The sequence below is a fragment of the Burkholderia sp. AU18528 genome (assembly GCF_002223215.2).
Classification (GTDB): domain Bacteria; phylum Pseudomonadota; class Gammaproteobacteria; order Burkholderiales; family Burkholderiaceae; genus Burkholderia; species Burkholderia semiarida.
In genome coordinates this window covers 1,900,102-1,920,264 of record NZ_NKFC02000006.1, presented here as the reverse complement: position 1 = coordinate 1,920,264, position 20,163 = coordinate 1,900,102, and the positions used below count along the sequence as shown (strand labels likewise).

Below are 20,163 nucleotides of genomic sequence, written 5' to 3'. Positions count from 1 at the left end.
GTCATCGGCACAAGGAACAGGAATTATGGAATGCCAATGAGATTTTGAATAGTATCGATGCGGAGATATCCAAGCCGGGATTTTTCGATTTTTTTACTGGCATGGACTTCGATGGCTTACTTGAAAAAAGGGATGCCGCATCATTCGGCGATCTCTGGGTGCAAGCGTTTAGCGAAGTCGACGGACTCGACCTCGTAGTCGGCGACAGGAAATTCCTGGATTTTATTAGAGAGAAGGCATTCAAGCTCTCGTTTCGAGCCTCGGGAAATTCCGACATCGCGGGAAGAGTTTCAGACGACGTCGAACTGATCGCAAAGAGCATGTTGGCCGGGAAATCGGATAGCTGGCCAGTTAGGGTTTTGTGGGGCAGCTATAAAAATAGGGACTTTCCCGCTGAATGAGGATGACGGGGCACACGCTCAGCACAAGTGACATTCACAAGCGTGCGCACTCAAAAACCCAGCGTTGGCTGCACGAGTATCGAGCCTGGCGCACAACGTCGAGTCTGAACTCGCCGAATTGTTTCAAATCGTCACGTTCTGATCAAGCATGTTCCGAATAGGCGGCGCAGGCATCGACCTGCTCGCCATTGCCGTCAACGCACGCAATAACAAGAAAGCTGATCAAGCCGCGTACCTATACCCAATGGCTAACGTACGCTCACATGTGTGCCAACGATGGTTTAATGGGTAATGTCCAACTGACGATGTCGTGTGCCCGCAGTGCACGTGAACGGAAGTGCCAGACGGCACTGATCTTCAATCGAAGTATCGCTTCCACCGATTCACCAACAAAGGAGGAATCCGAACCATAAAAACGCCGCGGTAAACGAGCGCGGGCCGCAAGTGCTACCAACACTCACGACCCGCTAACCACAGCCAACTGAACAGGAGTTGTCCATGGCTAAGCCGAATCATAAAGCACGACCACCGAAGACGGAACGTTTCGTCACGATCCAGGAGATGTGGGGTACCCCGAAGACCATGGATCCGAGGCCGGAGACGTTTTATCCGTACATGAAGATTGGTGGCATGTGGCTGATCAACGATGCGTGTTTTGTTCCGGGCCGCAAGGCGAGGATCGATATTGAGCCGGGCAGGCTGATCATCACGCAGATGTAAACGGCAACGCCGCGAGATGCGGCCGCGCTGCGCGACGTCGCGCAGCGCGCCGGACGGGGTAGAGCAGCCGTAACCGGCGGCAGCCACCCCAAACCACGCATCACCAAGCGATATCGCAAGACGACCGCGACGTCCCCGCACCGCCGGTAGCCGTGCATTTCGTCCCTGAGCCGTTGTCATAGAACGTCCGCGTCTCTGGCTGCGGCACCGACGGATCGAACGGATTCGGCGCGCCGTGCGGACCGCGCGGCGCATCGTACGGCCGCTGCGGCGCATACGAGCCGCCACGCACAGCCGGCCGCGATCCATTAGCGCGCAGGTATTCATTCCAGTTCCGCTCGCGCTGCTCATACCGCGGCACAGCGCGCCCCAAACTGTCGCTCCCGCCCGCGCCGAGCGCGACACGATTCGGCGGCAAGATGACATCGGGTTCACGCTCAGAAGAAGCAGGCGGCAACGCCACAAGCGCATCGCTCGTCACCCGCAGCGGCCGCGTATCCGGCGTATCGAACGGGCTGCGTTCGGCGGGCGTGGCGAACTGCACCCGCCTGCGGCTCAACCGCGCCGCATGCCCATCATCCCGGGCGGCCGCACGCTCCGAGCGAAACACATTGGCACTGGCCGACCGATCGGTTAGCGTATCGCGTCCGGAAGCATGGGCAGCACAAACAGAAAGCGCGCACGCGATCGCGGCGGCGGAAGAGAGGCGGATTGGGCAATTCATCGGTGATTCGAAGCAGGTGATGTGCATTGAACAAAAACGGCAAATCACTGGCTGGCGGCTGAGCGACAAGGGGGACGTCGAAGCGTCCCTGAAGCGACTGCGAGGCGCGGCGGGCGCGACTTGCAGGGAGGCTGGCTGGATTGCTGAAGCGAGGCCACATTATTTCATGGAAATCTCAAAAAGCTTTCAAAATGTTTAGCGTCAAAGGTAAACAGTAAGATTTTCCGCGATGTCGAGCGCCCGTTCTGGTGCGCACCCACACAATCATCAGTCGATTGATTTCCGGCGATCGACTCCTGGGCCGCCCACAAAACGCACCATCGCGGATCACGCCCTCGCCGAACGCCGCGCCCAGCAAGGAACCAGCCCCCGGTCTACCCGCCAAATAGCAACCCGATTGCACCCGAAGCAAACGTTCCCGCCTTCCGGAGGTTGCGCCCCCGTCGCCACCCGCCGACCTCCAAAACGTACGTGTTTTCCCTCAATCGACAGGCATTTTTGACAGACGATTGAAAAACGCCCATATAATTTCGGCTGCCTTGCCAATGGCTGTCGGACCATCCCTCCGAACGAGCGATTTGGCAAGCGGGGCAGGCGAAACGCTTGCGCAATGCAAGACGCATCACGATGTCTTTCCGAACCAGACGTCCCCTTCGGGGACTGCAAGAGCCGGGCCCCGCTACGCAACATTCCGCTGGAGTTCCGTCTTCTATGTGTCTCGGGCGTGTCCCCTGTCCTCGCCCCGGGTGCTGTTCGATTGCGCAAGTCATGCCGCCTTTGCCCGTATGACTAAACAACATCGAGGAGCTCCCAGATGACGCTGTCCCGTCTTACGTCCATTTCCGTCGCCGCCGTGCTGTTCGCCGCCGGCGCCGCCGCCGCGCAAGCGGAAACCGTGAAGATCGCCATCGCCGGTCCGATGAGCGGCTCGGTCGCCCAATACGGCGACATGGTGAAGGCCGGCGCGCTGACCGCGATCGAACAGATCAACGCGGCAGGCGGTGCGGGCGGCAACAAGTTCGAAGTGGTGATGATGGACGACGCGTGCGAACCGAAGCAGGCCGTCGCCGTCGCCAACAAGATCGTCAGCCAGAAGATCAAGTACGTGATCGGCCACGTGTGCTCGGGTTCGACGATTCCCGCTTCGGACATCTACGAGAACGAAGGCATCGTGATGGTCACGCCGTCGGCCACCGCGCCGCAGCTGACGGAAGGCAAGAAGCGCCACTTCATCTTCCGCACGATCGGCCGCGACGACCAGCAAGGTCCGGCTGCCGCGCATTACATCATCAACAACGTGAAGCCGAAGAAGGTCGCGGTCCTGCACGACAAGCAGTCGTACGGCCAGGGCATCGCGTCGTCGGTGAAGAAGGACCTCGAAGCCGCGAAGATCCCGGTCGTGCTGTTCGAAGGCATCAACGCCGGCGATTCGGACTACTCGGCGATCATCACGAAGCTGAAGTCGCAAGGCGTCGATTTCGTCTACTTCGGCGGCTACCACCCGGAAATGGGCCTGCTGATGCGCCAGGCGCGCGAGCAGGGCGTGAAGGCGACGTTCATGGGGCCTGAAGGCGTGGGCAACAAGGACGTGACGGCGATCGCCGGCCCGGCCTCGGAAGGCATGCTGGTCACGCTGCCGGCCGACTTCTCGGCCGATCCGGCCAACGCGGCGCTCGTGAAGGCGTTCGCGGACAAGAAGCGCGACCCGAACGGCCCGTTCCAGATGCCGTCGTACGCAGCGGTGAAGATCATCGCCGACTCGATCGCGGGCGCGAAGACGACGGACCCGACGAAGGTCGCCGCGTACATGCACAAGACGACGTTCGACACGCCGATCGGCAAGGTCGCGTATGACGCGCAGGGCGACCTGAAGGCGTTCAAGTTCGTCGTGTACACGTGGCACAAGGACGCGACGAAGACCGCCGCCAAGTAACAACGGAGTATCCGCTCGCGCACCCGCCCCGCCCGAAACCCGGACGGGGCGGGTGCGTATTGGCCGCGCATCTGCCCCATGCGCGCCAAAGGGCGGCCCGAGACGACACCGTGCGCTGCGCGCGGCCGGCCGCCGTGATCCGGCGACGGCACGCGGCCCAGCGCCAACGGGAGCTTCCCGCACATGACTGACTTCTTTCCTCAATTCGCCCAGCAGCTGGTCAACGGCCTGACGCTGGGTGCGATCTATGCGTTGATCGCCATCGGCTATTCGATGGTCTACGGCATCATCGGCATGATCAACTTCGCCCACGGCGAGATCTACATGATCGGCGCATACGTGGGCCTCGTGACCCTGACGGCCATCGGCATCTCCGCCGGCTATCCGCTGCCGCTCGTGCTCGGCGCCGCGCTGATCGTGTCGGTGATCGTCACCGGCCTGTACGGCTTCGCGGTCGAGCGCGTCGCGTATCGCCCGCTGCGCGGCGGCCCGCGCCTCGTGCCGCTGATTTCCGCGATCGGCATGTCGATCTTCCTGCAGAACTACGTGCAGATCGGCCAGGGCGCGCGCGACGTGTCGGTGCCCGTGCTGATCTCCGGCGCGTTCGAGATCCATCTCGGCGGCGACTACGACGTGACGGTTCCGTATGCGCGCCTGCTGATCGTCTGCGTGACGATCGTGCTGATGATCGCGCTCACGCTGTTCATCTCGCATTCGCGGATGGGCCGTGCGTGCCGCGCGTGCGCCGAGGACATGAAGATGGCGAACCTGCTCGGCATCGACACGAACCGGGTGATCTCGTTCACGTTCGTGCTCGGCGCGATGCTGGCGGCCGTCGGCGGCGTGCTGATCGGGCTGACGATCGGCAAGCTGAATCCGTATATCGGCTTCGTCGCGGGCATCAAGGCGTTCACCGCCGCGGTGCTCGGCGGGATCGGCAGCATTCCGGGCGCGATGCTCGGCGGCGTGCTGCTGGGCCTCGCCGAAACCTTCGCCGCAGGCTACATGCCGGCCGAGTACAAGGACGTGGTCGCGTTCGGCCTGCTCGTGCTGATCCTGCTCTTCCGCCCGACCGGCCTGCTCGGCAAGTCGGACATCGAAAAGGTTTGACGGAGACGCAGATGAGTCAAGTCATTTCCGTTCGCCGCCCGGCCGCCGACGCATCGATCGGCCAGGCGCTGAAAAATGCCGTGGCCGCCGCGCTCCTGACGGCGATCCTCACGATTCCTGTGCTCGGGCTGCAGTTGAAGCTCGACGGCTATCAGGTGGTGCTGACGCCGCACTGGCGCCCGGTGTGGATCGCGGTCGCGGCCGTGTTCCTGTTCCAGTTGTTCAAGCCGTGGCTCGTGCGCGCGAAATCGGCGGTGAAGCTGCCGGCGATGCCCGCGATGGGCGCGCAGCAGCAGCGCGTGATCATCTGGGTGCTGCTAGCCGTTGGCCTCGTGTGGCCGTTCTTCGGCTCGCGCGGTGCAGTGGACGTCGCGACGCTCGCGCTGATCTACGTGATCCTCGGTCTCGGGCTGAACATCGTGGTCGGTTTCGCGGGGCTGCTGGATCTCGGCTATGTCGGGTTCTACGCGGTCGGCGGCTATACGTACGCGATGCTGAACCAGTATTTCGGGCTGTCGTTCTGGGAATGCCTGCCGATCGCGGCGGTGGCCGCGGCGACGTTCGGCTTCCTGCTCGGCTTCCCGGTGCTGCGTTTGCGCGGTGATTATCTCGCGATCGTCACGCTCGGCTTCGGCGAAATCATCCGCCTGCTCGCGAACAACCTGACGAGCCTCACCGGCGGCCCGGACGGCATCTCGAGCATTCCGAAGCCGACGGTGTTCGGCTTCGAGATGGCGCGCTCGGCGAGCGTCGAAGGCGCGAAGACTTTCCATGAGTTGATCGGGCTGGAATACAGCGGCGAGCACATGGTGATCTTCCTGTACCTGATCGCGCTGGTGCTGGTCGGCTTCACGCTGTTCGTGACGAGCCGCCTGATCCGCATGCCGATGGGCCGCGCATGGGAAGCGCTGCGCGACGACGAGATCGCCTGCCGTTCGCTCGGCCTGAACCCGACGCGCATCAAGCTGTCGGCGTTCACGCTCGGCGCGGCGTTCGCGGGTATCGGCGGCGCGTTCTTCGCCGCGCGTCAGGGCCTCGTGAATCCTGAATCGTTCACCTTCATCGAATCGGCGCTGATCCTCGCGATCGTCGTGCTCGGCGGGATGGGCTCGCAGCTCGGCGTGATTCTCGCGGCGATCCTGCTGACCGTGCTGCCGGAAGTCGCGCGCGGGTTCGCCGAGTACCGGATGCTGATCTTCGGTCTGGTGATGGTGTTGATGATGATGTGGCGTCCGCAGGGCCTCTTGCCCGCGAGCCGTCCTCACGTGGAGCTGCCGCAATGAGCGCGAATGCAGAACTGTTGAAGGTGGCCGGGCTGCAGATGCGCTTCGGCGGGTTGCTCGCGGTGGACGGCATCGATTTCGACGTGCGCCGCAACGAGGTGTTCGCGATCATCGGGCCGAACGGCGCGGGCAAGACCACCGTGTTCAACTGCGTCGGCGGCTTCTACAAGCCGACCGGCGGCGATGTCGTGCTCGACGGCCACGCGATTGGCGGGCTGCCGAGCCACCAGATCGCGCTGAAGGGCCTGGTGCGCACGTTCCAGAACATCCGCCTGTTCAAGTCGCTGACCGTCGTCGAGAACCTGCTCGTCGCGCAGCATCGGAAGGTGAAGGCCGGGCTGCTGCACGGCCTGTTCGCGACGTCCGCGTATCGTCGCGCCGAGAAGGAAGCGCTCGAACGCGCGGCCGTGTGGCTCGACCGGATGGGGCTGACCGCGGTCGCCAACCGGCCGGCCGGCACGCTGTCGTACGGGCACCAGCGGCGTCTGGAGATCGCGCGCTGCATGATCACCGAGCCGCGCCTCTTGATGCTCGACGAGCCGGCGGCCGGCCTCAACCCGCAGGAAAAGATCGAGCTGCAGCACCTGATCGACAAGCTGCGCCGTGAATTCGGCGTATCGGTGCTGCTGATCGAACACGACATGAGCCTCGTGATGGGCGTGTCCGACCGCATCCTCGTGATGGAGCACGGCCGGCCGATCGTGATCGGCACGCCGGAAGCGGTCCGCAACGACCCGCGCGTGATCAAGGCGTATCTGGGGGAAGAGTGATGCTGAAGCTGGAACAGGTCCATACGCACTACGGCGCGGTCGAGGCGCTCGCGGGCGTGTCGATCGAAGTGAACAAGGGCGAGATCGTCACGCTGATCGGCAGCAACGGCGCCGGCAAGACGACGCTGATGATGACGGTATGCGGCACGCCGCGCGCGTCGTCGGGCCGCGTGCTGTTCGAGGGCAACGACATCACCGCGATGTCGACGCACCAGATCATGCGGCAGGGGATGGCGATCTCGCCGGAAGGGCGGCGCGTGTTCCCGAGCCTGACGGTGCTCGAGAACCTGAAGATGGGCGGCTTTTTCGCGAGCCGTCACGAGATCGACGACGGCATCGAGCACGTGTTCAAGCTGTTTCCGCGCCTGAAGGAACGCGCGGCGCAGCGGGCCGGCACGATGTCGGGCGGCGAGCAGCAGATGCTGGCGATCGGCCGTGCGCTGATGAGCAAGCCGCGTTTGCTGCTGCTGGACGAACCGACGCTCGGCCTCGCGCCGCTCGTGATCGCGCAGATCTTCGACATCATCCGGACGATCCGCGACGAGGGCGTCACGGTGTTCCTGGTCGAGCAGAACGCGAACAAGGCGCTCGGCGTGGCCGATCGCGGCTACGTGCTCGAAACGGGGCGCGTGGTGCTGGCCGACACGGGCGCGAACCTGCTCGCGAACGACCGGATCAAGCAAGCGTATCTCGGCGGTTGATCGGCGGGAAGCCGCTGGCCTGCAACGGGCCGGTGGCTTTTTAGCGTTGTTTCCGGATGTGTCGGTACGATGGGGGCCATTCCCGTTTGTGTAGCGAATCCGCAGCCGATTCGGCTTCGATCGTAGTCGAATCGGCGACTTCCTCGCTTCCCGGAGCAAACCGATGAAGGTCAAACGAATCGTCGCCAATATCGACACACGCTCGATCGACGACGCAAAGCGCTTCTATCGGCACATCTTCGGCCTCGACCTGCTGATGGACCACGGCTGGATCGCGACCTACGGCAACGCCGAGCAGATGGCCGTGCAGATCAGCTTCGCGTCGCAGGGCGGATCGGGCACGCCGACGCCCGATCTGTCGATCGAGGTCGACGATCTCGACGAAGCGCTTGCGCGTGTTCATGCGGCCGGCGTGCCCGTCGAATACGGCCCGGCCGACGAGCCGTGGGGTGTACGGCGCTTTTACGTGCGCGACCCGTTCGGCAAGCTCGTCAACGTGCTCGCGCATCGCTGACCGGCGACGGCGGGCCGGGCACGCCGCCGGCGTTCACGCATGCAACGCCAGCCCCTTCACCGCCTTGTCCACGGCCTTCTTCGGCCCGTGCAACGCCAACCCGACCAGATCGGGATTCTCCGCATCCTCGGCGCGAAACGCTTCGCGGTTGGCCGCATCGTGCCCGGTCGAAAACATCGCGCGCACGTAGGGCACGATCGTCAGTTCGCGCGACAGCGCCTGCCGGTGCGCGGCCTGCAATCCGTTCAGATCGGCCGCGAACACCAGCATCGGCTGGCCCAGCATCCTGCCGTAGCGGCGCCCGGCCGCGTCCTCGTAAGGTTCGCCGAGCGCTTCGGGTGCGCCGGCGGCGACGCCCGTCGCGAGAAACGCGACGACATTGAGTTTCTGCCACGCGGCGAGATCGTCGCGCACGATCAGCGCTACTTTGGTATCGAACATGCTTGCTCCTGGTTGGAGCGCCCATGATCCGACGCCGCGCGCGATCAGTCTGGAACGTTTGTGCAGAGTTGCCGGTACGCGGCCGGCGTGATCCGGTACGCGCGGCGGAACCAGCGGCCGAGGTGGCTCTGGTCCGCGAAGCCGACGTCGGCGGCCGCCTGCGCGGGCGTGCGGCCGGCGGCCAGCAGCCGGCGCGCGGCTCGCAGCCGCAAACGCACGAGGTACGCGTGCGGCGACGTGCCGAACGCGCGCTGGAACATGCGCGTCAGCCGGAACCGGTCGATGCCGGCGACGCTCGCGAGTTCGTCGAGGCCGATGTTGTCGCCCATGTGTTCGTGCAGCAGGTCGCGCACGCGTGCGATCGCGGGCGGCACGACGCCGCTTTCCAGCACAAGCGGGCCGCCCAGATGGCTGCCGAGCCGCATCAGCAGGCGGTCGAGCGTCTGGTCGCGCGCGAGCCGGCCTTCGTTGTCGTGGAGCGCGAAGAACGCATTCCGGATCGCATCGACGAGGCCGCGATCGTCGACGAGCGTGTGGCCGAACGTGGCTTCGACGCTGCCGAGGCCCGGCAGGTCGAGCCGGCGCGCGGCGCGCTCGACCCAGGCCTGCGGCAGGTACAGCATCCCGTACGTGAAGCCGCCGGCTTCGGGCGCGTGGCCGTCGTGCATCGCGCCCGGCTCGATCAGGATCGCGCGGCCCGGCACGCTCGTGTGCAGCGAGCGGTGGCACTGGAAGCGCTGCACGCCCTGTTCGGTGAAGCCGACCAGCATGTCGTCGTGGTCGTGCGCGTCGTATGCATGGCCGTTGAAATGCGCGTGCAGGCTTTCGATGCCGGTTTCCGCGTCGCGGCGCGCGACGAGCCAGTGGTCGGGTTCGCCGGTGGCTTTCGCATCTGTCGTCATCGGCTACCTCTCACGTCGTCGTTGTGTGACGGAACCTGTAAGCAGGCGGCGGAACAGCGGAGGCGCGTGCGGTTCATGCTCCGTTCACCGCCGCCTGTTCGTCGCGCGCATATTGCGCGGGTGGCCGGCCGACATGCCGCGCGAACGCGACGCTGAACGTGCTCGCCGAGCTGTAGCCGACGCGCGCCGCGATTTCCGCGATGCGGCCTTCGTTGCGGCGAAGCAGATCCTTCGCGAGCGCCATGCGCCACGTCAGCAGGTATTCCATCGGCGCGACGCCGACCGCGCGGCTGAAGCGTTCGAAGAACGTCGAGCGCGACAGCGCGGCTTCCTTCGCGAGTTCGACGATCGTCCACGGGTGCGCGGGGCGTTCGTGCATCCGGCGCAGCGCGGCCGCGAGGCGGCTGTCGGCGAGCCCGCGCACGAGCCCGGGCGACGCGTGCGTGCCGGTCGTGAACCGCAGCGCCTCGATCAGCAGCACTTCCAGCAGACGCGCCAGCACGATCTCGCGGGCAGGCCGCTGTGCGCGAGATTCGTCGCGCACCAGTTGCACGAGGGTAGTCAGCCGCGGTTCGCCGCGCACGTGCACGAAGCGGGGCAGCAGCGATACCAGCAGCGATGCATCGGGCGAACCGAAACTGCAGTTGCCGGCCATCATCCGCGTATCGACCGGGTTGGCCGGATCGCCGATCCGGTATTCGCCGTGCTCGAGCATGACGGGCGGGGCGGTGTCGACGCCCGGCGGCGGCGGTTCGAGGCTCGACATCGCGACGCCGTAGGCCGCCGGAATCAGCATGAAGTCGCCGGCCAGCAGTTCGATCGGCGCATGCCCGTCGATCGCGATCCGGCAGCCGCCGTCGAGGACCGCGCAATAGAACGGCTCGCCGGCGACCGTGCGGTTGATCGCCCACGGGCTCGCGCCGCGCACGTACTTCGAGTACCGCGCGCCCGGTTGCAGCAGCGTCACGACTTCGGTCAGCGGGTCGATCATCGCCGGACTCTCGCAAAAGAAAAGCGGATTGTCGATTGTAGCGAATACGGCTCCCGCCATCTATCGTACGAACACATGCTCAACACACCCCAGGAGTTCGCATGAAGACCGTACTGATTACCGGCTGTTCCTCCGGCTTCGGCCTCGAAATCGCGCGGCATTTTCTGGCGCGCGACTGGCAGGTCGTCGCGACGATGCGCAAGCCGGCCGACGACGTGCTGCCGCCGTCGGAGCGCTTGCGCGTGCTGCCGCTCGACGTGACGAGCGCGGACAGCATTCGCGCCGCGATCGACGCGGCCGGCCCGATCGACGTGCTCGTCAACAACGCGGGCTTCGGCGCGGCCGCACCGGCCGAACTCACGCCGCTCGACACGGTGCGCGCGCTGTTCGACACCAACACGATCGGCACGATCGCGGTGACGCAGGCCGTGCTGCCGCAGTTTCGCGCGCGCGGCGCCGGCGTGGTCGTGAACGTCACGTCGAGCGTCACGCTGAAGGCGCTGCCGCTGGTCGGCGCGTATCGGGCGAGCAAGGCGGCGGTGAATGCGTTCACCGAATCGATGGCGGTCGAACTCGCGCCGTTCGGCGTGCGCGCGCATCTGGTGCTGCCGGGCCGCGCGCCCGACACGCGTTTCGCGGACAACGCACGGGCCAACATGCACGGCTTCGAGCACGAAGCGTATGCGGACTTCGTCGGCAAGGCCGTGGCGCGGATGCTCGATGCGTCGGGGCCGATCACGCACGCGCAGGACGTCGCCGAAGCCGTGTGGCGCGCGGCGACCGATCCGTCGAGCCCGATGCGTATTCCGGCCGGCGCCGATGCGCAGGCGTGGGCGGCGGAAGCGGGTTGAACGGCCCGGCCGACGAGCCGAGGGGCGTACGGCGCCCCTTTGTGCGCGATCCGTTCGGCAAGCTCGTGACCGTGCATCGCTGATCGATCATCGCGAATCGCGCGCGCCGTTCACGCATGCAACGACGTTAGGTAGCTTCCTCGAATTATCGACTTCATCCTTGACTACGGCTCAGCCTCGTCCACAATTACAGTGGTCAATGTAATGGTTGCGCGTTGTCGGTGGCGCAGACGCGTAGTCCGGTAAACGGAGGAGACTCGTATGAACGACACGACAATGGAGACGGGCGGGGATACACGATCCGCTGGTTACAGGGCTTTGATCTGCGTGCTGCTTGGTGGATTGGGGCTATTGAGTTTCGGCGACCATTTCTATCATGTCCGCAATGGCATCTTGAGCTACAACGTCGGCCCGTTTATCGACGCGCAATCCGTATTCGTCTGGCCGATCTTCGTCGCCGCGATCACGCTGATACTGGCCTTCACGTCTTTCCTTACGAAGAACGCGACGCCTTCTTCGTTCTCCAAGTTGTTATTGCCGTTCGCGATCGTTCACGCGGCATACTTTTGTTCCGGGATTTGGGGCATTTCCCACCCGACCGAGCTGACGTTGGCGCTTATCGCGTTGTGGGTCGTGCGTATCGCGTTGACGTCCGAATACCGTGCGCAGATCGTCGTCGTGTCGTTGGTGCTTGCCGTATGCGGTCCTCTTGGCGAGGGATTTGTCTCGATGTTGGGGCTGTTCGACTATGCGCCGACGCTCAAGCAGTTCGTCAGCGTTCCATACTGGTTGTCGTGCCTGTACCTGAACGCTGGTGCGCTTGCCGTCACGGCCGCTCGATGGATCAGGATCGGCGATTTGTTTCAAGCGAATCAGGCCAGCCTGTCACGCAAGACTATGGCGTAGGGAAATCTGCGCGGCCGCGACGACCGCCCGGTTCCATATAACCGGTTTGCGTGTCGTCGTGGTCGTGCCCATCGTACGGATGGCCGTTGAAATGCGCATGCAGGCTTTCGATGCCGGTGTCCGCATCGCGGCGCGTGACGAACCAGTGGTCGGTCGCGCCGGCCCGGTGCGTCGCGGTCGTCATCGGGTTGCTCCCACGCCTGCATCGCGGGACGGATACGCGGTCGGCGTCGCGACGATGGCGCGAGGCGGGGGAGGACGTCAAAGCGCGCGGGTAATCGCCTGCTCCAGCAGCGACAGGCCGAGATCGATCTCGTCTTCGCTGACGGTCAGCGGCGGCGCGATCCGGAACACGCCGCCCATGCCGGGCAACTGCACGATGTTCATGCTGAGCCCGAGCTTCATGCACTCGCGCGTGATCTTCGCGCCGAGCCCGTCCGCCGGCTCCTTGGTGCGGCGATCCTTGACGATCTCGACGCCGAGCAGCAGCCCGCGCCCGCGCACGTCGCCGATGCAGTCGAAGCGCTCCATCAGGTCGAGCAGGCCGTGCCGCAGCCGCTCGCCCATCGTGTTCGCGCGCGCGACGAGGCCGTCGCGCTGCACGACGTCGAGCACGCGCAGGCCGACGGCGGCCGGCAGCGGATCGGACACGTGCGTCGTGTAGAACAGGTAGCCGAGCGCGTGCGCGCGTTCCTCGATCGCCGCGGACGTGACCATCGCCGCGAGCGGCAGCCCGGCGCCGAGCGTCTTCGACAGCGTCAGGATGTCGGGCGTCACGCCGTCGCGCTGGCACGCGAACATCGTGCCGGTGCGGCCGACGCCCGTCTGCGCCTCGTCGAGGATCAGCAGCATCCCGCGTGCCTCGCACTTGCGCTTGAGCGCGGCCATGTAGCCTTCCGGCAGCTCGATGATCCCGCCCGAGCTGAGAATCGGCTCCGCGATGAACGCGGCGAGGTTGCCGCTCGACTGCCGGTCGATCAGGTCGAACGCGTAGTCGAGTTCGGCGAGCGGGTCGTACGCGCCGTTGCGCTCGAAGCGCGGCCGGTACGCGAACGGTGCCGGAATCGCGAACGAGCCGACCGACGCGGGGCCCACGCCCTTGCGGCCGGCGCTGTAGGTGGCCGATGCGGCGGCGCCCGTCATCCCGTGCCACGACTGCGCGAAGCCCACGATCTCGTACTTGCCGGTGACGAGCTTCGCCATCCGGATCGCCGCCTCGTTCGATTCCGCGCCGGTGCTGAGCAGCAGCGCGCGGTCGAGCCCGGCGGGTGTGATGTCGGCGAGGCGCGTCGCGAGATCGACGACCGGCCGCGACAGCATCCCGCTGAACAAGTGATCGAGCTTGCCCGCGTATTCGCCGATGACGGACACGATTTCCGGATGGCTGTGGCCGAGCACCGCGCTCATCTGGCCCGACGTGAAATCGAGGATCGCGCGGCCGTCGGCGTCGTAGACGAAGCTGCCTTTCGCGCGCTCGACGATCATCGGCTCGAACGTGCCGCCGTAGCGGACCATGTGCTGCGTGGCGTTGCGCCAGAAGGTTGCGTCGTCGTTCAGGGACATCGGGCGGCTCCGGGCAAAGGGCAGGGATCGCTTGCAGTCTAGGCGCGCGTCTGGTTTGATGGAAACGAATAGTTCTAATGCAAGCTAGAAGAGGGGCTAATACCTTGGCGCTTTCGCTCGAAATCGACCTGCTGCGCTCGTTCGTCGTGATCGCCGAGGTGCGCGCGTTGAGCCGCGCGGCCGCGCGGGTCGGCCGCACGCAATCCGCGCTCAGCCAGCAGATGAAGCGGCTCGAAGAGGCCGTCGACCAGCCGCTGTTCCAGCGCACCGGCCGGGGCGTGGTGCTCACGCATCCGGGCGAGCGGCTGCTCGTGCATGCGCAGCGCATCCTGCGGCTGCACGACGAGGCGATGGCCGACCTGTGCGGCACGGGGCTGTCGGGGACGATCCGGTTCGGGTGCCCGGACGATTACGCGCAAGTGTGGCTGCCGTCGCTGCTGCGGCAGTTTTCGAGCCAGCATCCGCAGGCGATCGTCGAAGTCGTGTGCGGGCCGACGCCGCGGCTCGTCGAACACCTGGAGAAGCGTGCGGTCGATCTGGCGATGATTTCCGTGCCCGACGACGGCGCGACCGACGACATCATTCGCCGCGAGCAACTGGTGTGGATCGGCTATCCGGGGCTCGAGCCCGCGCATTTCGATCCGCTGCCGCTCGCGCTGTCCGATCGCGATACGCTCGATCACCTCGCGGCCTGCGACGCGTTGAACCGCGCCGGCCGCGACTATCGCGTCGCGTATGCGAGCAGCAGCCTCGCCGGGCTGATCGCGCTGGTGCGCTCGGGGCAGGCGTTCGCGGTGATGACGCAGACGGCCGTGCCGGCCGACCTCGCGATCGTCAACGGCGACCCGCACTTGCCGCCGTTGCCGGCCGTGGGCATTACGCTGCGGTTCGACCGGAAGCGGCCGTCGCACCTGACGGCCGCTTTCGCCGACCATATCCGGCAAACGCTGCCGTTGCTTTGACGGCCGGCGCGAATCAGTCGACCGTCGACGAGGCCGACGCGTGCGTGCGGCCACGCACGGCCGCCGCCGTATCGCGCACGCGGATCGCCGCCCGCATGCCCGACAGCTTCAGTTCGGTTTCCTGATATTCGTTGGCCGGCTCGGAATCGGCGACGATGCCGCAGCCCGCGAACAACCGGCACGCGCCCTCCGCGACCAGTGCCGAGCGCAGCGCGACGATAAAATCGCCGTTGCCGTGCGCATCGATCCAGCCGATCGGCGCCGCATACCAGCCGCGATCGAAGCCTTCGTGCGCACGGATGTGGTCGAGCGCCGGTGCGCGCGGATGGCCGGCGACCGCGGGCGTCGGGTGCAGCGCGGCGACGACCTGCAACAGCGACGCATCCGCGTTCAGCGTCGCGCGGATCGGCGTGCTCAGGTGCTGCAGCTTCGGCAGCCGGTGCAGCGACGGTCGATCGGGCACGTCGAGCGCGCGCGACAGCGGCCCGAGCGCGGCGCGGATGGCGTCGACGACGAGCGCGTGTTCGAGCCGCTCCTTCGCCGAAGCCATCAGTGCGGCGCCGAGCGCACGATCGTCGTCGGGCGTCGCGCCGCGCCGGATCGTGCCGGCCAGCGCATGCGTGCGCACGTCGCCGGCCGCGACGCGCGCGAGCCGTTCCGGCGTGGCGCCGACGAAGCACGCCCCTTCGCGACGGACCGCGAACAGGTGCGCATGCGCGTCGCGCCGCCGCAGCCGGCGCAGCAGCGGCGCGATCGCGACCGGCCGCGCGTACTGTTCGAGCACGTCGCGCGCGAGCACGACCTTGCCGAATGCGCCGTCGTGGATCGCGTCCACCGCGCGACGGACTTCGTGCTGCCATTCGCTCGCCTGCAGCGCCTGCGTGTGCAGCAGTTGCGGCGCCTCGTCTTCCGCGGCCGGCGCAAGGGCGCCGAGCGAGTCGATCCGTGCAAGACACGCATGCGCGAGCGCGGCCGGATCGTCGTGGGCGGAGACGACCTGCTGGCAGATGGCCCAGTGCGCATCGCCTTCGCGCACGATCAGCAGCTTCGCGAGCGTCATGCTCGCATCGGCAAACGGCGACCAGTGCGCGCTGCGCGGGCCCCGCGAATCGAACCGGAAGCCGCCGACGAGCCGCGGCGGCTGCGGGCCGGCCGTGACCGCGTCGCGCACGAGCGTGCGCCAGCGTGCATCGATCTGCGCGAAGCGCGTGTCGCCGGCGGCGCTCAGTTCGACTGCGCAGTCCCAGCCGAACAGCGTGACGGATGCATCGCCGGCTTCGTGGAAGCACCACGGCGTGACGCCGTCGTCCCACGCGGCGATCAGGTCGAAGAAGTCGAGCGCGCGCAGCGGCACCGAGACCGACGCCAGCGTCGGCGTGCCGGTGGCGGCGGCGCGGCGGGCCGCCCGCGCGAACGTGTCGTGCAGCAGCGGAAGACCGGCGGTCATGCGAGCCCCCGCTGTTGTCGCCAGTATCGGGTTTGCTGCGCGATGTACCACGCGATGAGCTGGGCGAACAGCGTCTCGACGTAGTCGGCGTCGAGGCCGGCCTGTTCGGCCCAGCGGCGCCGGTCGGGCAGCATCGCGGCCACCCGCTCCGGCGCGGCGATGCTCGCCTCGTCCGGCTTGAAGCGCGACGCGGCTTTTACGTACTGCATGCGCCGGCCGAGCGCGTCGATGATGTCGGCGTCCAGGCGATCGATCGCTTCGCGAATGTCGGGAAGCCCCGTGCAGGCGTCCGGTGTTTTCATGTGTACTCCTTTCCGTAACGAAGGGACTGGTCGATCCGTTCGACCAGATGGGCGATCACCGCCGGGTATTGGTGCCGCAGGTAGAAGTGGTCGCCGTCGAACGTCGCGACGCGGATCGGGCGCGTCGCGACGTCCTGCCACGCATGCGCCTCGTCGCTGTCGAGCTCGGTATCGGCGAGCGGCAGCATCACGCCGAGCGGCGCATCGATGCGCGGCGGACGCTCGCGCCGATACGTTTCGATCGCGCGGTAGTCGTCGCGGATCATCGGCAGGTAGATCGCGCGCATTTCCGGGTCGGCGAGCAGCGCGGCGTGCTCGCCGGACAGCCGGGCGACGTCGCCGATGAGCGCGTCGTCGGATTGCAGGTGCAGATCCGACGGGCGCTGGCGATGCGGCGGCGGCAGCGCGGAAACGGCCACGTAAAGCGGCGCGGCGCCGCGCGCCTCGAGCCGCACCGCGACCTCGTACGCGAGCGCGGCGCCGAGGCTGTGCCCGAACAGCACGAGCGGCGCGTGTGCATGGCGTTGCAGCGCGTCGGCGGCGGGGCCGGCGAGCGCGTCGATCGAGTGCAGGCACGGCTCGCCGAAGCGTTCCTCGCGGCCCGGATACTGCAGCGCGAGCAGATCGACGTCCCACGGCAGCGCCCGGCTCCAGCCGCGAAAGAAATTCGCGGTGCCGCCCGCGTGAGGAAAGCAGACGAGCTGCGCGCGCGGGCACGGCGACAGCCGCAACTCGCGAATCCAGTTCGACTCGGTCGGGCGCGCGCTCATGCGGCTGCCGCCTGCAACTGGCGGCGCAACAGGTCGCGCAGCGATTTCTTGCTGGTCTTGCCGATGCCGGTTTCCGGAAAGCGCGGCATGAATTCGATGCGATCGGGGATCTTGAAGGCCGCGAGCCCGCGGTCGCGCAGGTAGCGTTTCAGCATCAGTCTGGACGGAGCAGGCGCGCGTGCGACGACGAACGCGCAGGTCCGCTCGCCGAGCATCGGGTCGGGCATCGCGACGACCGCCGCGTCGTGCACCTGCGGATGCGCGAGCAGCAGGTTCTCCACTTCCTCGGCCGAGACCTTCTCGCCGCCTCGGTTGATCTGATCCTTGTCGCGGCCTTCGACGACGAGGTCGCCGTCCGCGGTGCGCCGCACGCGGTCGCCGCTGCGGTAGAAGCCGTCGGCCGTGAACGCCGTCGCGTCGTGCTCCGCGAGCCGGTAGTAGCCGCGGATCGTGTACGGGCCGCGTACCTGCAGTTCGCCGATCTCGCCGGGCGCGACCGGTGCGCCGGCTTCGTCGACGATGCGCACTTCGTCGCCTTCGGAGACGGGGCGGCCCTGCGTGCGCGCGATGCGCTCGGGCGTATCGTCGAGCCGTGTGCAGCAGATGAGCCCTTCGGCCATGCCGAACACCTGCTGCAATCGACAGCCGAGCACGGGCGTCACGCGTGCGGCCGCGTGGTCCATCAGCCGGGCGCCGCCGACCTGCAGCACGCGCAGGCTCGACAGGTCGGCCTGCCGTTGCGGCTGCTCGTCGAGCCACAGCAGCGCGAGCGGCGGCACGAGCGCGGTATGCGTGACGCGTTCCTGCGCGATCAGCGCGAAGCTCTGGTCGGGCTCGGGCCGGGAGGTCGTCACGACCCGGCCGCCCGCGAGCAGCGCGCCGATCGTGCCGGGGCAGCACAGCGTGAAGTTGTGCGCCATCGGCAGCGCGGCGAGGTAGACGGTGTCGGCATCGACACCGCTCGCGGCGCTGCACGCGCGCACGTTGTACAGGTACTCGCGATGGCGGCGCGGAATCAGCTTCGGCGTGCCGGTCGTGCCGCCCGACAACTGGAAGCACGCGATGTCGTCGGCGCGCGCCGCGCAGGCGTGCACGGGTGGCGCGTCGTACAGCGCGTCGAACGACGTGAATGCGTGATCGTCGCCGGCCATCACGACGTGCTCGAGCGTCGGGCAGTCGGCCTGCAAGGCGGCCGCCAGCGGCTGGCAGTCGAAATCGCCGAGTCGCGACGCGCCGAGGTAAGCACGCGCACTGGCGAAGCGGCAGAACGCGCCGATCTCGTAGTGACGGTGGGCCGGCAGCGCGAGCACCGGCCGCACGCCGAGCTGGAACAGCGCGAAGCAGGTCTCGATGAAGCGCGCGCCGTTCGGCAACTGGACGACGACCGCGTCGCCGCGCGTGAGGCCGAGCCGTGCGAGGCCGCCCGCGAGGCGGCGGATGCGCGCCAGCAGATCGCGATAGCGCAGGCGGCGCGCGCCGTCGACGATGGCGAGCGCGTCGGGATGGCGCCGCGCGCACGCGTCGAGCGCGTCGAAGAACGTCGTGTCCTGCCAGTAGCCGGCGTCGCGATAGCGGCGCGCGAAGTCGTCGGGCCAGTCGGGCGCGTCGGCCGGCACGGCCGCCGCCAGGGAGGAAGGGGAGGGTTGCATGCGCTGACCTTGGGTTCCGGCAAGTTGTCAGAAAATGTAAATGAGAGGTATTATCATTTGGAACGGGTGCTGCGATAGCGCCGTTTCTTTCGATATCGCGGCAATTTCGTTCGATCAGGCGCCGGTCGCGCGGCGCCCGGCCAATCCGGCCGGACAATCGGCCGGCTGCCGGTGCGTGCCGGTCCGCGCGTGCCGCCTAACCAACGGACCTCCGATGAGATCGACCTCCTTCGCTTCGTCACGACGTCACCCGCCGGTGCTCGTGCCCGGCAATCACCCGGGCGTGGTGCACATCGACGCGGGCATGAAACTCATGAGCGGCACGCTGTGCTCGGATAGCCGCGACTGGTACGAGGAGCCGCTCGAAAAAGGGCTGAAGCTCGTCCTCGTGCAGAGCGGGCAGTTGCGCTGCCGCGTGCCGGGCCAGCCCGAGCAATGCATCAAGGGGCCGGGCCTGTGCGTGATCGCCAACGACGGCGAATTCACGACGCACCAGATCTACGACCGCGACGTGCCGCTGCGCTACACGATCGTGCAGCTCGGCCTCGATGCGCTCGACCGCAACCTGAGCCTGCTGCCGGAGAAGCTGCTCGCGCCGACGGGCGGCGATCCGCGCATCGTCAGTTGCCCGGCGTCGAAGGCGCTGCAGGCGCTCGCCGTGCAGATCGCCACCTGTCCGTTCGAGGGGGCCGTGCGCGAGTACTACCTGAAGGCGAAGGCGTTCGAGCTGACCGCGCTGAGCGCGCAGTTGCTGGCCACGCAGCGGCAGTCCGCGCCGGCCGACGTGCGCGTCACGTCGTCGGATGTCGAGCGCGTGTACGCGGCGAGCGACATCCTGACGCGCGAGCTCCAGCATCCGCCGACGCTCGACGCGCTCGCGGCGCGCGTCGGGATGAATTCGCGCAAGCTGACGGCCGGTTTCCGCAAGGTGTTCGGTACGAGCGTGTACGCGTATCTGCAGGAATACCGGCTGCGGACCGCGCACGCGATGCTGTGCGCGGAGGATGCGAACGTATCGACCGTCGCGTACCGCGTCGGCTACAGCCCCGCGCATTTCTCGATCGCGTTCCGCAAGCGCTACGGCATTTCGCCGAGCGATATTCGCGTGTCGTCGAACGCGATCGACCACGAGGAACTGGCGGGCGCGGCGATCTAAAACAACTGACCGGCAGCCTAAAGGAATCGACCGGGCGCATGGGTGTTAATGAGATAGATTCTCATTC

The 20,163-nt window shown here is 66.8% G+C and carries 22 protein-coding genes; 12 read left to right on the top strand and 10 right to left on the bottom strand.

All coding sequences use genetic code 11. The annotated features are described in order from the left end of the window. Window positions 1–44 precede the first annotated feature (44 nt). Both CFB52_RS25445 and CFB52_RS25440 read left to right on the top strand, forming a co-directional pair. A complete protein-coding gene (locus tag CFB52_RS25445; RefSeq protein ID WP_124657680.1) occupies window positions 45–401 on the top strand; it encodes a hypothetical protein in 357 nt (118 codons plus the stop codon). 498 nt (window positions 402–899) lie between these two features. Further along, on the top strand, window positions 900–1,121 hold the full coding sequence (locus tag CFB52_RS25440; protein ID WP_059584438.1) for a hypothetical protein: 222 nt from the start codon (window positions 900–902) through the stop codon (window positions 1,119–1,121). 100 nt (window positions 1,122–1,221) lie between these two features. Here the strand turns inward: CFB52_RS25440 and CFB52_RS25435 are convergent, their stop codons facing one another. Next, window positions 1,222–1,872 carry a hypothetical protein gene (locus CFB52_RS25435; protein ID WP_099317765.1) on the bottom strand — a complete coding sequence of 217 codons (651 nt, stop codon included), beginning with the start codon at window positions 1,870–1,872 and terminating at the stop codon, window positions 1,222–1,224. A gap of 787 nt (window positions 1,873–2,659) precedes the next feature. Here CFB52_RS25435 and CFB52_RS25430 point away from each other — a divergent pair. From CFB52_RS25430 to CFB52_RS25405, 6 genes are all read left to right on the top strand, one after another. Then, window positions 2,660–3,778 (top strand): branched-chain amino acid ABC transporter substrate-binding protein, encoded by a 1,119-nt coding sequence (locus tag CFB52_RS25430; RefSeq protein ID WP_006484706.1) that lies wholly within the window; start codon window positions 2,660–2,662, stop codon window positions 3,776–3,778. A 183-nt stretch (window positions 3,779–3,961) separates the two neighbouring features. Continuing rightward, complete coding sequence (livH, locus tag CFB52_RS25425; RefSeq protein WP_059584442.1) at window positions 3,962–4,888, top strand: high-affinity branched-chain amino acid ABC transporter permease LivH; 927 nt, start codon at window positions 3,962–3,964, stop codon at window positions 4,886–4,888. 11 nt (window positions 4,889–4,899) lie between these two features. Beyond that, window positions 4,900–6,171, top strand: a complete 1,272-nt coding sequence (locus CFB52_RS25420; protein WP_099317940.1) for a high-affinity branched-chain amino acid ABC transporter permease LivM — start codon at window positions 4,900–4,902, stop codon at window positions 6,169–6,171. Next, entirely contained in the window at window positions 6,168–6,941 is a 774-nt protein-coding gene (gene livG, locus CFB52_RS25415) for a high-affinity branched-chain amino acid ABC transporter ATP-binding protein LivG (protein ID WP_059584445.1), read from the top strand. The genes CFB52_RS25420 and livG overlap by 4 nt, the downstream gene beginning before the upstream one ends. Continuing rightward, entirely contained in the window at window positions 6,941–7,642 is a 702-nt protein-coding gene (locus CFB52_RS25410) for an ABC transporter ATP-binding protein (protein WP_006484776.1), read from the top strand. Before livG ends, CFB52_RS25410 begins: the two co-directional genes overlap by 1 nt. 163 nt (window positions 7,643–7,805) lie before the next feature. Then, complete coding sequence (locus CFB52_RS25405) at window positions 7,806–8,156, top strand: VOC family protein (protein ID WP_059640790.1); 351 nt, start codon at window positions 7,806–7,808, stop codon at window positions 8,154–8,156. 33 nt (window positions 8,157–8,189) lie between these two features. Here CFB52_RS25405 and CFB52_RS25400 read toward each other — a convergent pair whose 3' ends face one another. From CFB52_RS25400 to CFB52_RS25390, 3 genes are all read right to left on the bottom strand, one after another. Beyond that, window positions 8,190–8,597 carry a DUF2000 domain-containing protein gene (locus CFB52_RS25400; protein WP_099317764.1) on the bottom strand — a complete coding sequence of 136 codons (408 nt, stop codon included), beginning with the start codon at window positions 8,595–8,597 and terminating at the stop codon, window positions 8,190–8,192. A gap of 44 nt (window positions 8,598–8,641) precedes the next feature. After that, entirely contained in the window at window positions 8,642–9,499 is an 858-nt protein-coding gene (locus CFB52_RS25395) for an AraC family transcriptional regulator (protein WP_059584450.1), read from the bottom strand. Window positions 9,500–9,572: 73 nt separating this feature from the next. Next, window positions 9,573–10,550 carry an AraC family transcriptional regulator gene (locus CFB52_RS25390; RefSeq protein ID WP_099317763.1) on the bottom strand — a complete coding sequence of 326 codons (978 nt, stop codon included), beginning with the start codon at window positions 10,548–10,550 and terminating at the stop codon, window positions 9,573–9,575. Between the two features lie 41 nt (window positions 10,551–10,591). Between CFB52_RS25390 and CFB52_RS25385 the strand changes: the two genes are divergently transcribed. Beyond that, window positions 10,592–11,341, top strand: a complete 750-nt coding sequence (locus CFB52_RS25385; protein ID WP_099317762.1) for an SDR family oxidoreductase — start codon at window positions 10,592–10,594, stop codon at window positions 11,339–11,341. Between the two features lie 261 nt (window positions 11,342–11,602). Then, window positions 11,603–12,247 carry a DUF2878 domain-containing protein gene (locus CFB52_RS25380; RefSeq protein WP_099317761.1) on the top strand — a complete coding sequence of 215 codons (645 nt, stop codon included), beginning with the start codon at window positions 11,603–11,605 and terminating at the stop codon, window positions 12,245–12,247. Here CFB52_RS25380 and CFB52_RS25375 read toward each other — a convergent pair. Continuing rightward, window positions 12,237–12,431 (bottom strand): hypothetical protein, encoded by a 195-nt coding sequence (locus CFB52_RS25375; RefSeq protein WP_099317760.1) that lies wholly within the window; start codon window positions 12,429–12,431, stop codon window positions 12,237–12,239. The two genes, CFB52_RS25380 and CFB52_RS25375, sit on opposite strands and share 11 nt — an antisense overlap. Window positions 12,432–12,508: 77 nt before the next feature. After that, the gene (locus CFB52_RS25370; protein ID WP_099317759.1) at window positions 12,509–13,810 is read right to left on the bottom strand and encodes an aspartate aminotransferase family protein; all 1,302 of its coding nucleotides are present in this window, start codon (window positions 13,808–13,810) and stop codon (window positions 12,509–12,511) included. A 77-nt stretch (window positions 13,811–13,887) separates the two neighbouring features. Between CFB52_RS25370 and CFB52_RS25365 the strand changes: the two genes are divergently transcribed. Then, window positions 13,888–14,772: a LysR family transcriptional regulator gene (locus tag CFB52_RS25365; RefSeq protein ID WP_180278257.1), complete on the top strand. Its 885-nt coding sequence runs from the start codon at window positions 13,888–13,890 to the stop codon at window positions 14,770–14,772. 13 nt (window positions 14,773–14,785) lie between these two features. On the opposite strand, the gene CFB52_RS25360 is transcribed toward CFB52_RS25365, so the two are convergent. Genes CFB52_RS25360 through CFB52_RS25345 form a run of 4 tightly spaced genes read right to left on the bottom strand, consistent with a single transcriptional unit; the run spans window position 14,786 to window position 18,940 of the window. After that, a complete protein-coding gene (locus CFB52_RS25360) occupies window positions 14,786–16,219 on the bottom strand; it encodes an isochorismate synthase (RefSeq protein WP_099317757.1) in 1,434 nt (477 codons plus the stop codon). Then, window positions 16,216–16,521, bottom strand: a complete 306-nt coding sequence (locus tag CFB52_RS25355) for an isochorismate lyase (protein WP_059640806.1) — start codon at window positions 16,519–16,521, stop codon at window positions 16,216–16,218. Before CFB52_RS25355 ends, CFB52_RS25360 begins: the two co-directional genes overlap by 4 nt. After that, window positions 16,518–17,291, bottom strand: coding sequence for a thioesterase II family protein (locus tag CFB52_RS25350; RefSeq protein ID WP_059584469.1), 774 nt, complete (start codon window positions 17,289–17,291; stop codon window positions 16,518–16,520). The genes CFB52_RS25355 and CFB52_RS25350 overlap by 4 nt, the downstream gene beginning before the upstream one ends. After that, window positions 17,288–18,940: a (2,3-dihydroxybenzoyl)adenylate synthase gene (locus CFB52_RS25345; protein WP_099317756.1), complete on the bottom strand. Its 1,653-nt coding sequence runs from the start codon at window positions 18,938–18,940 to the stop codon at window positions 17,288–17,290. The genes CFB52_RS25350 and CFB52_RS25345 overlap by 4 nt, the downstream gene beginning before the upstream one ends. Before the next feature lie 214 nt (window positions 18,941–19,154). Here CFB52_RS25345 and CFB52_RS25340 point away from each other — a divergent pair, with 214 nt between their 5' ends. Then, a complete protein-coding gene (locus CFB52_RS25340) occupies window positions 19,155–20,096 on the top strand; it encodes a helix-turn-helix transcriptional regulator (RefSeq protein WP_059584474.1) in 942 nt (313 codons plus the stop codon). Window positions 20,097–20,163 lie beyond the last annotated feature (67 nt).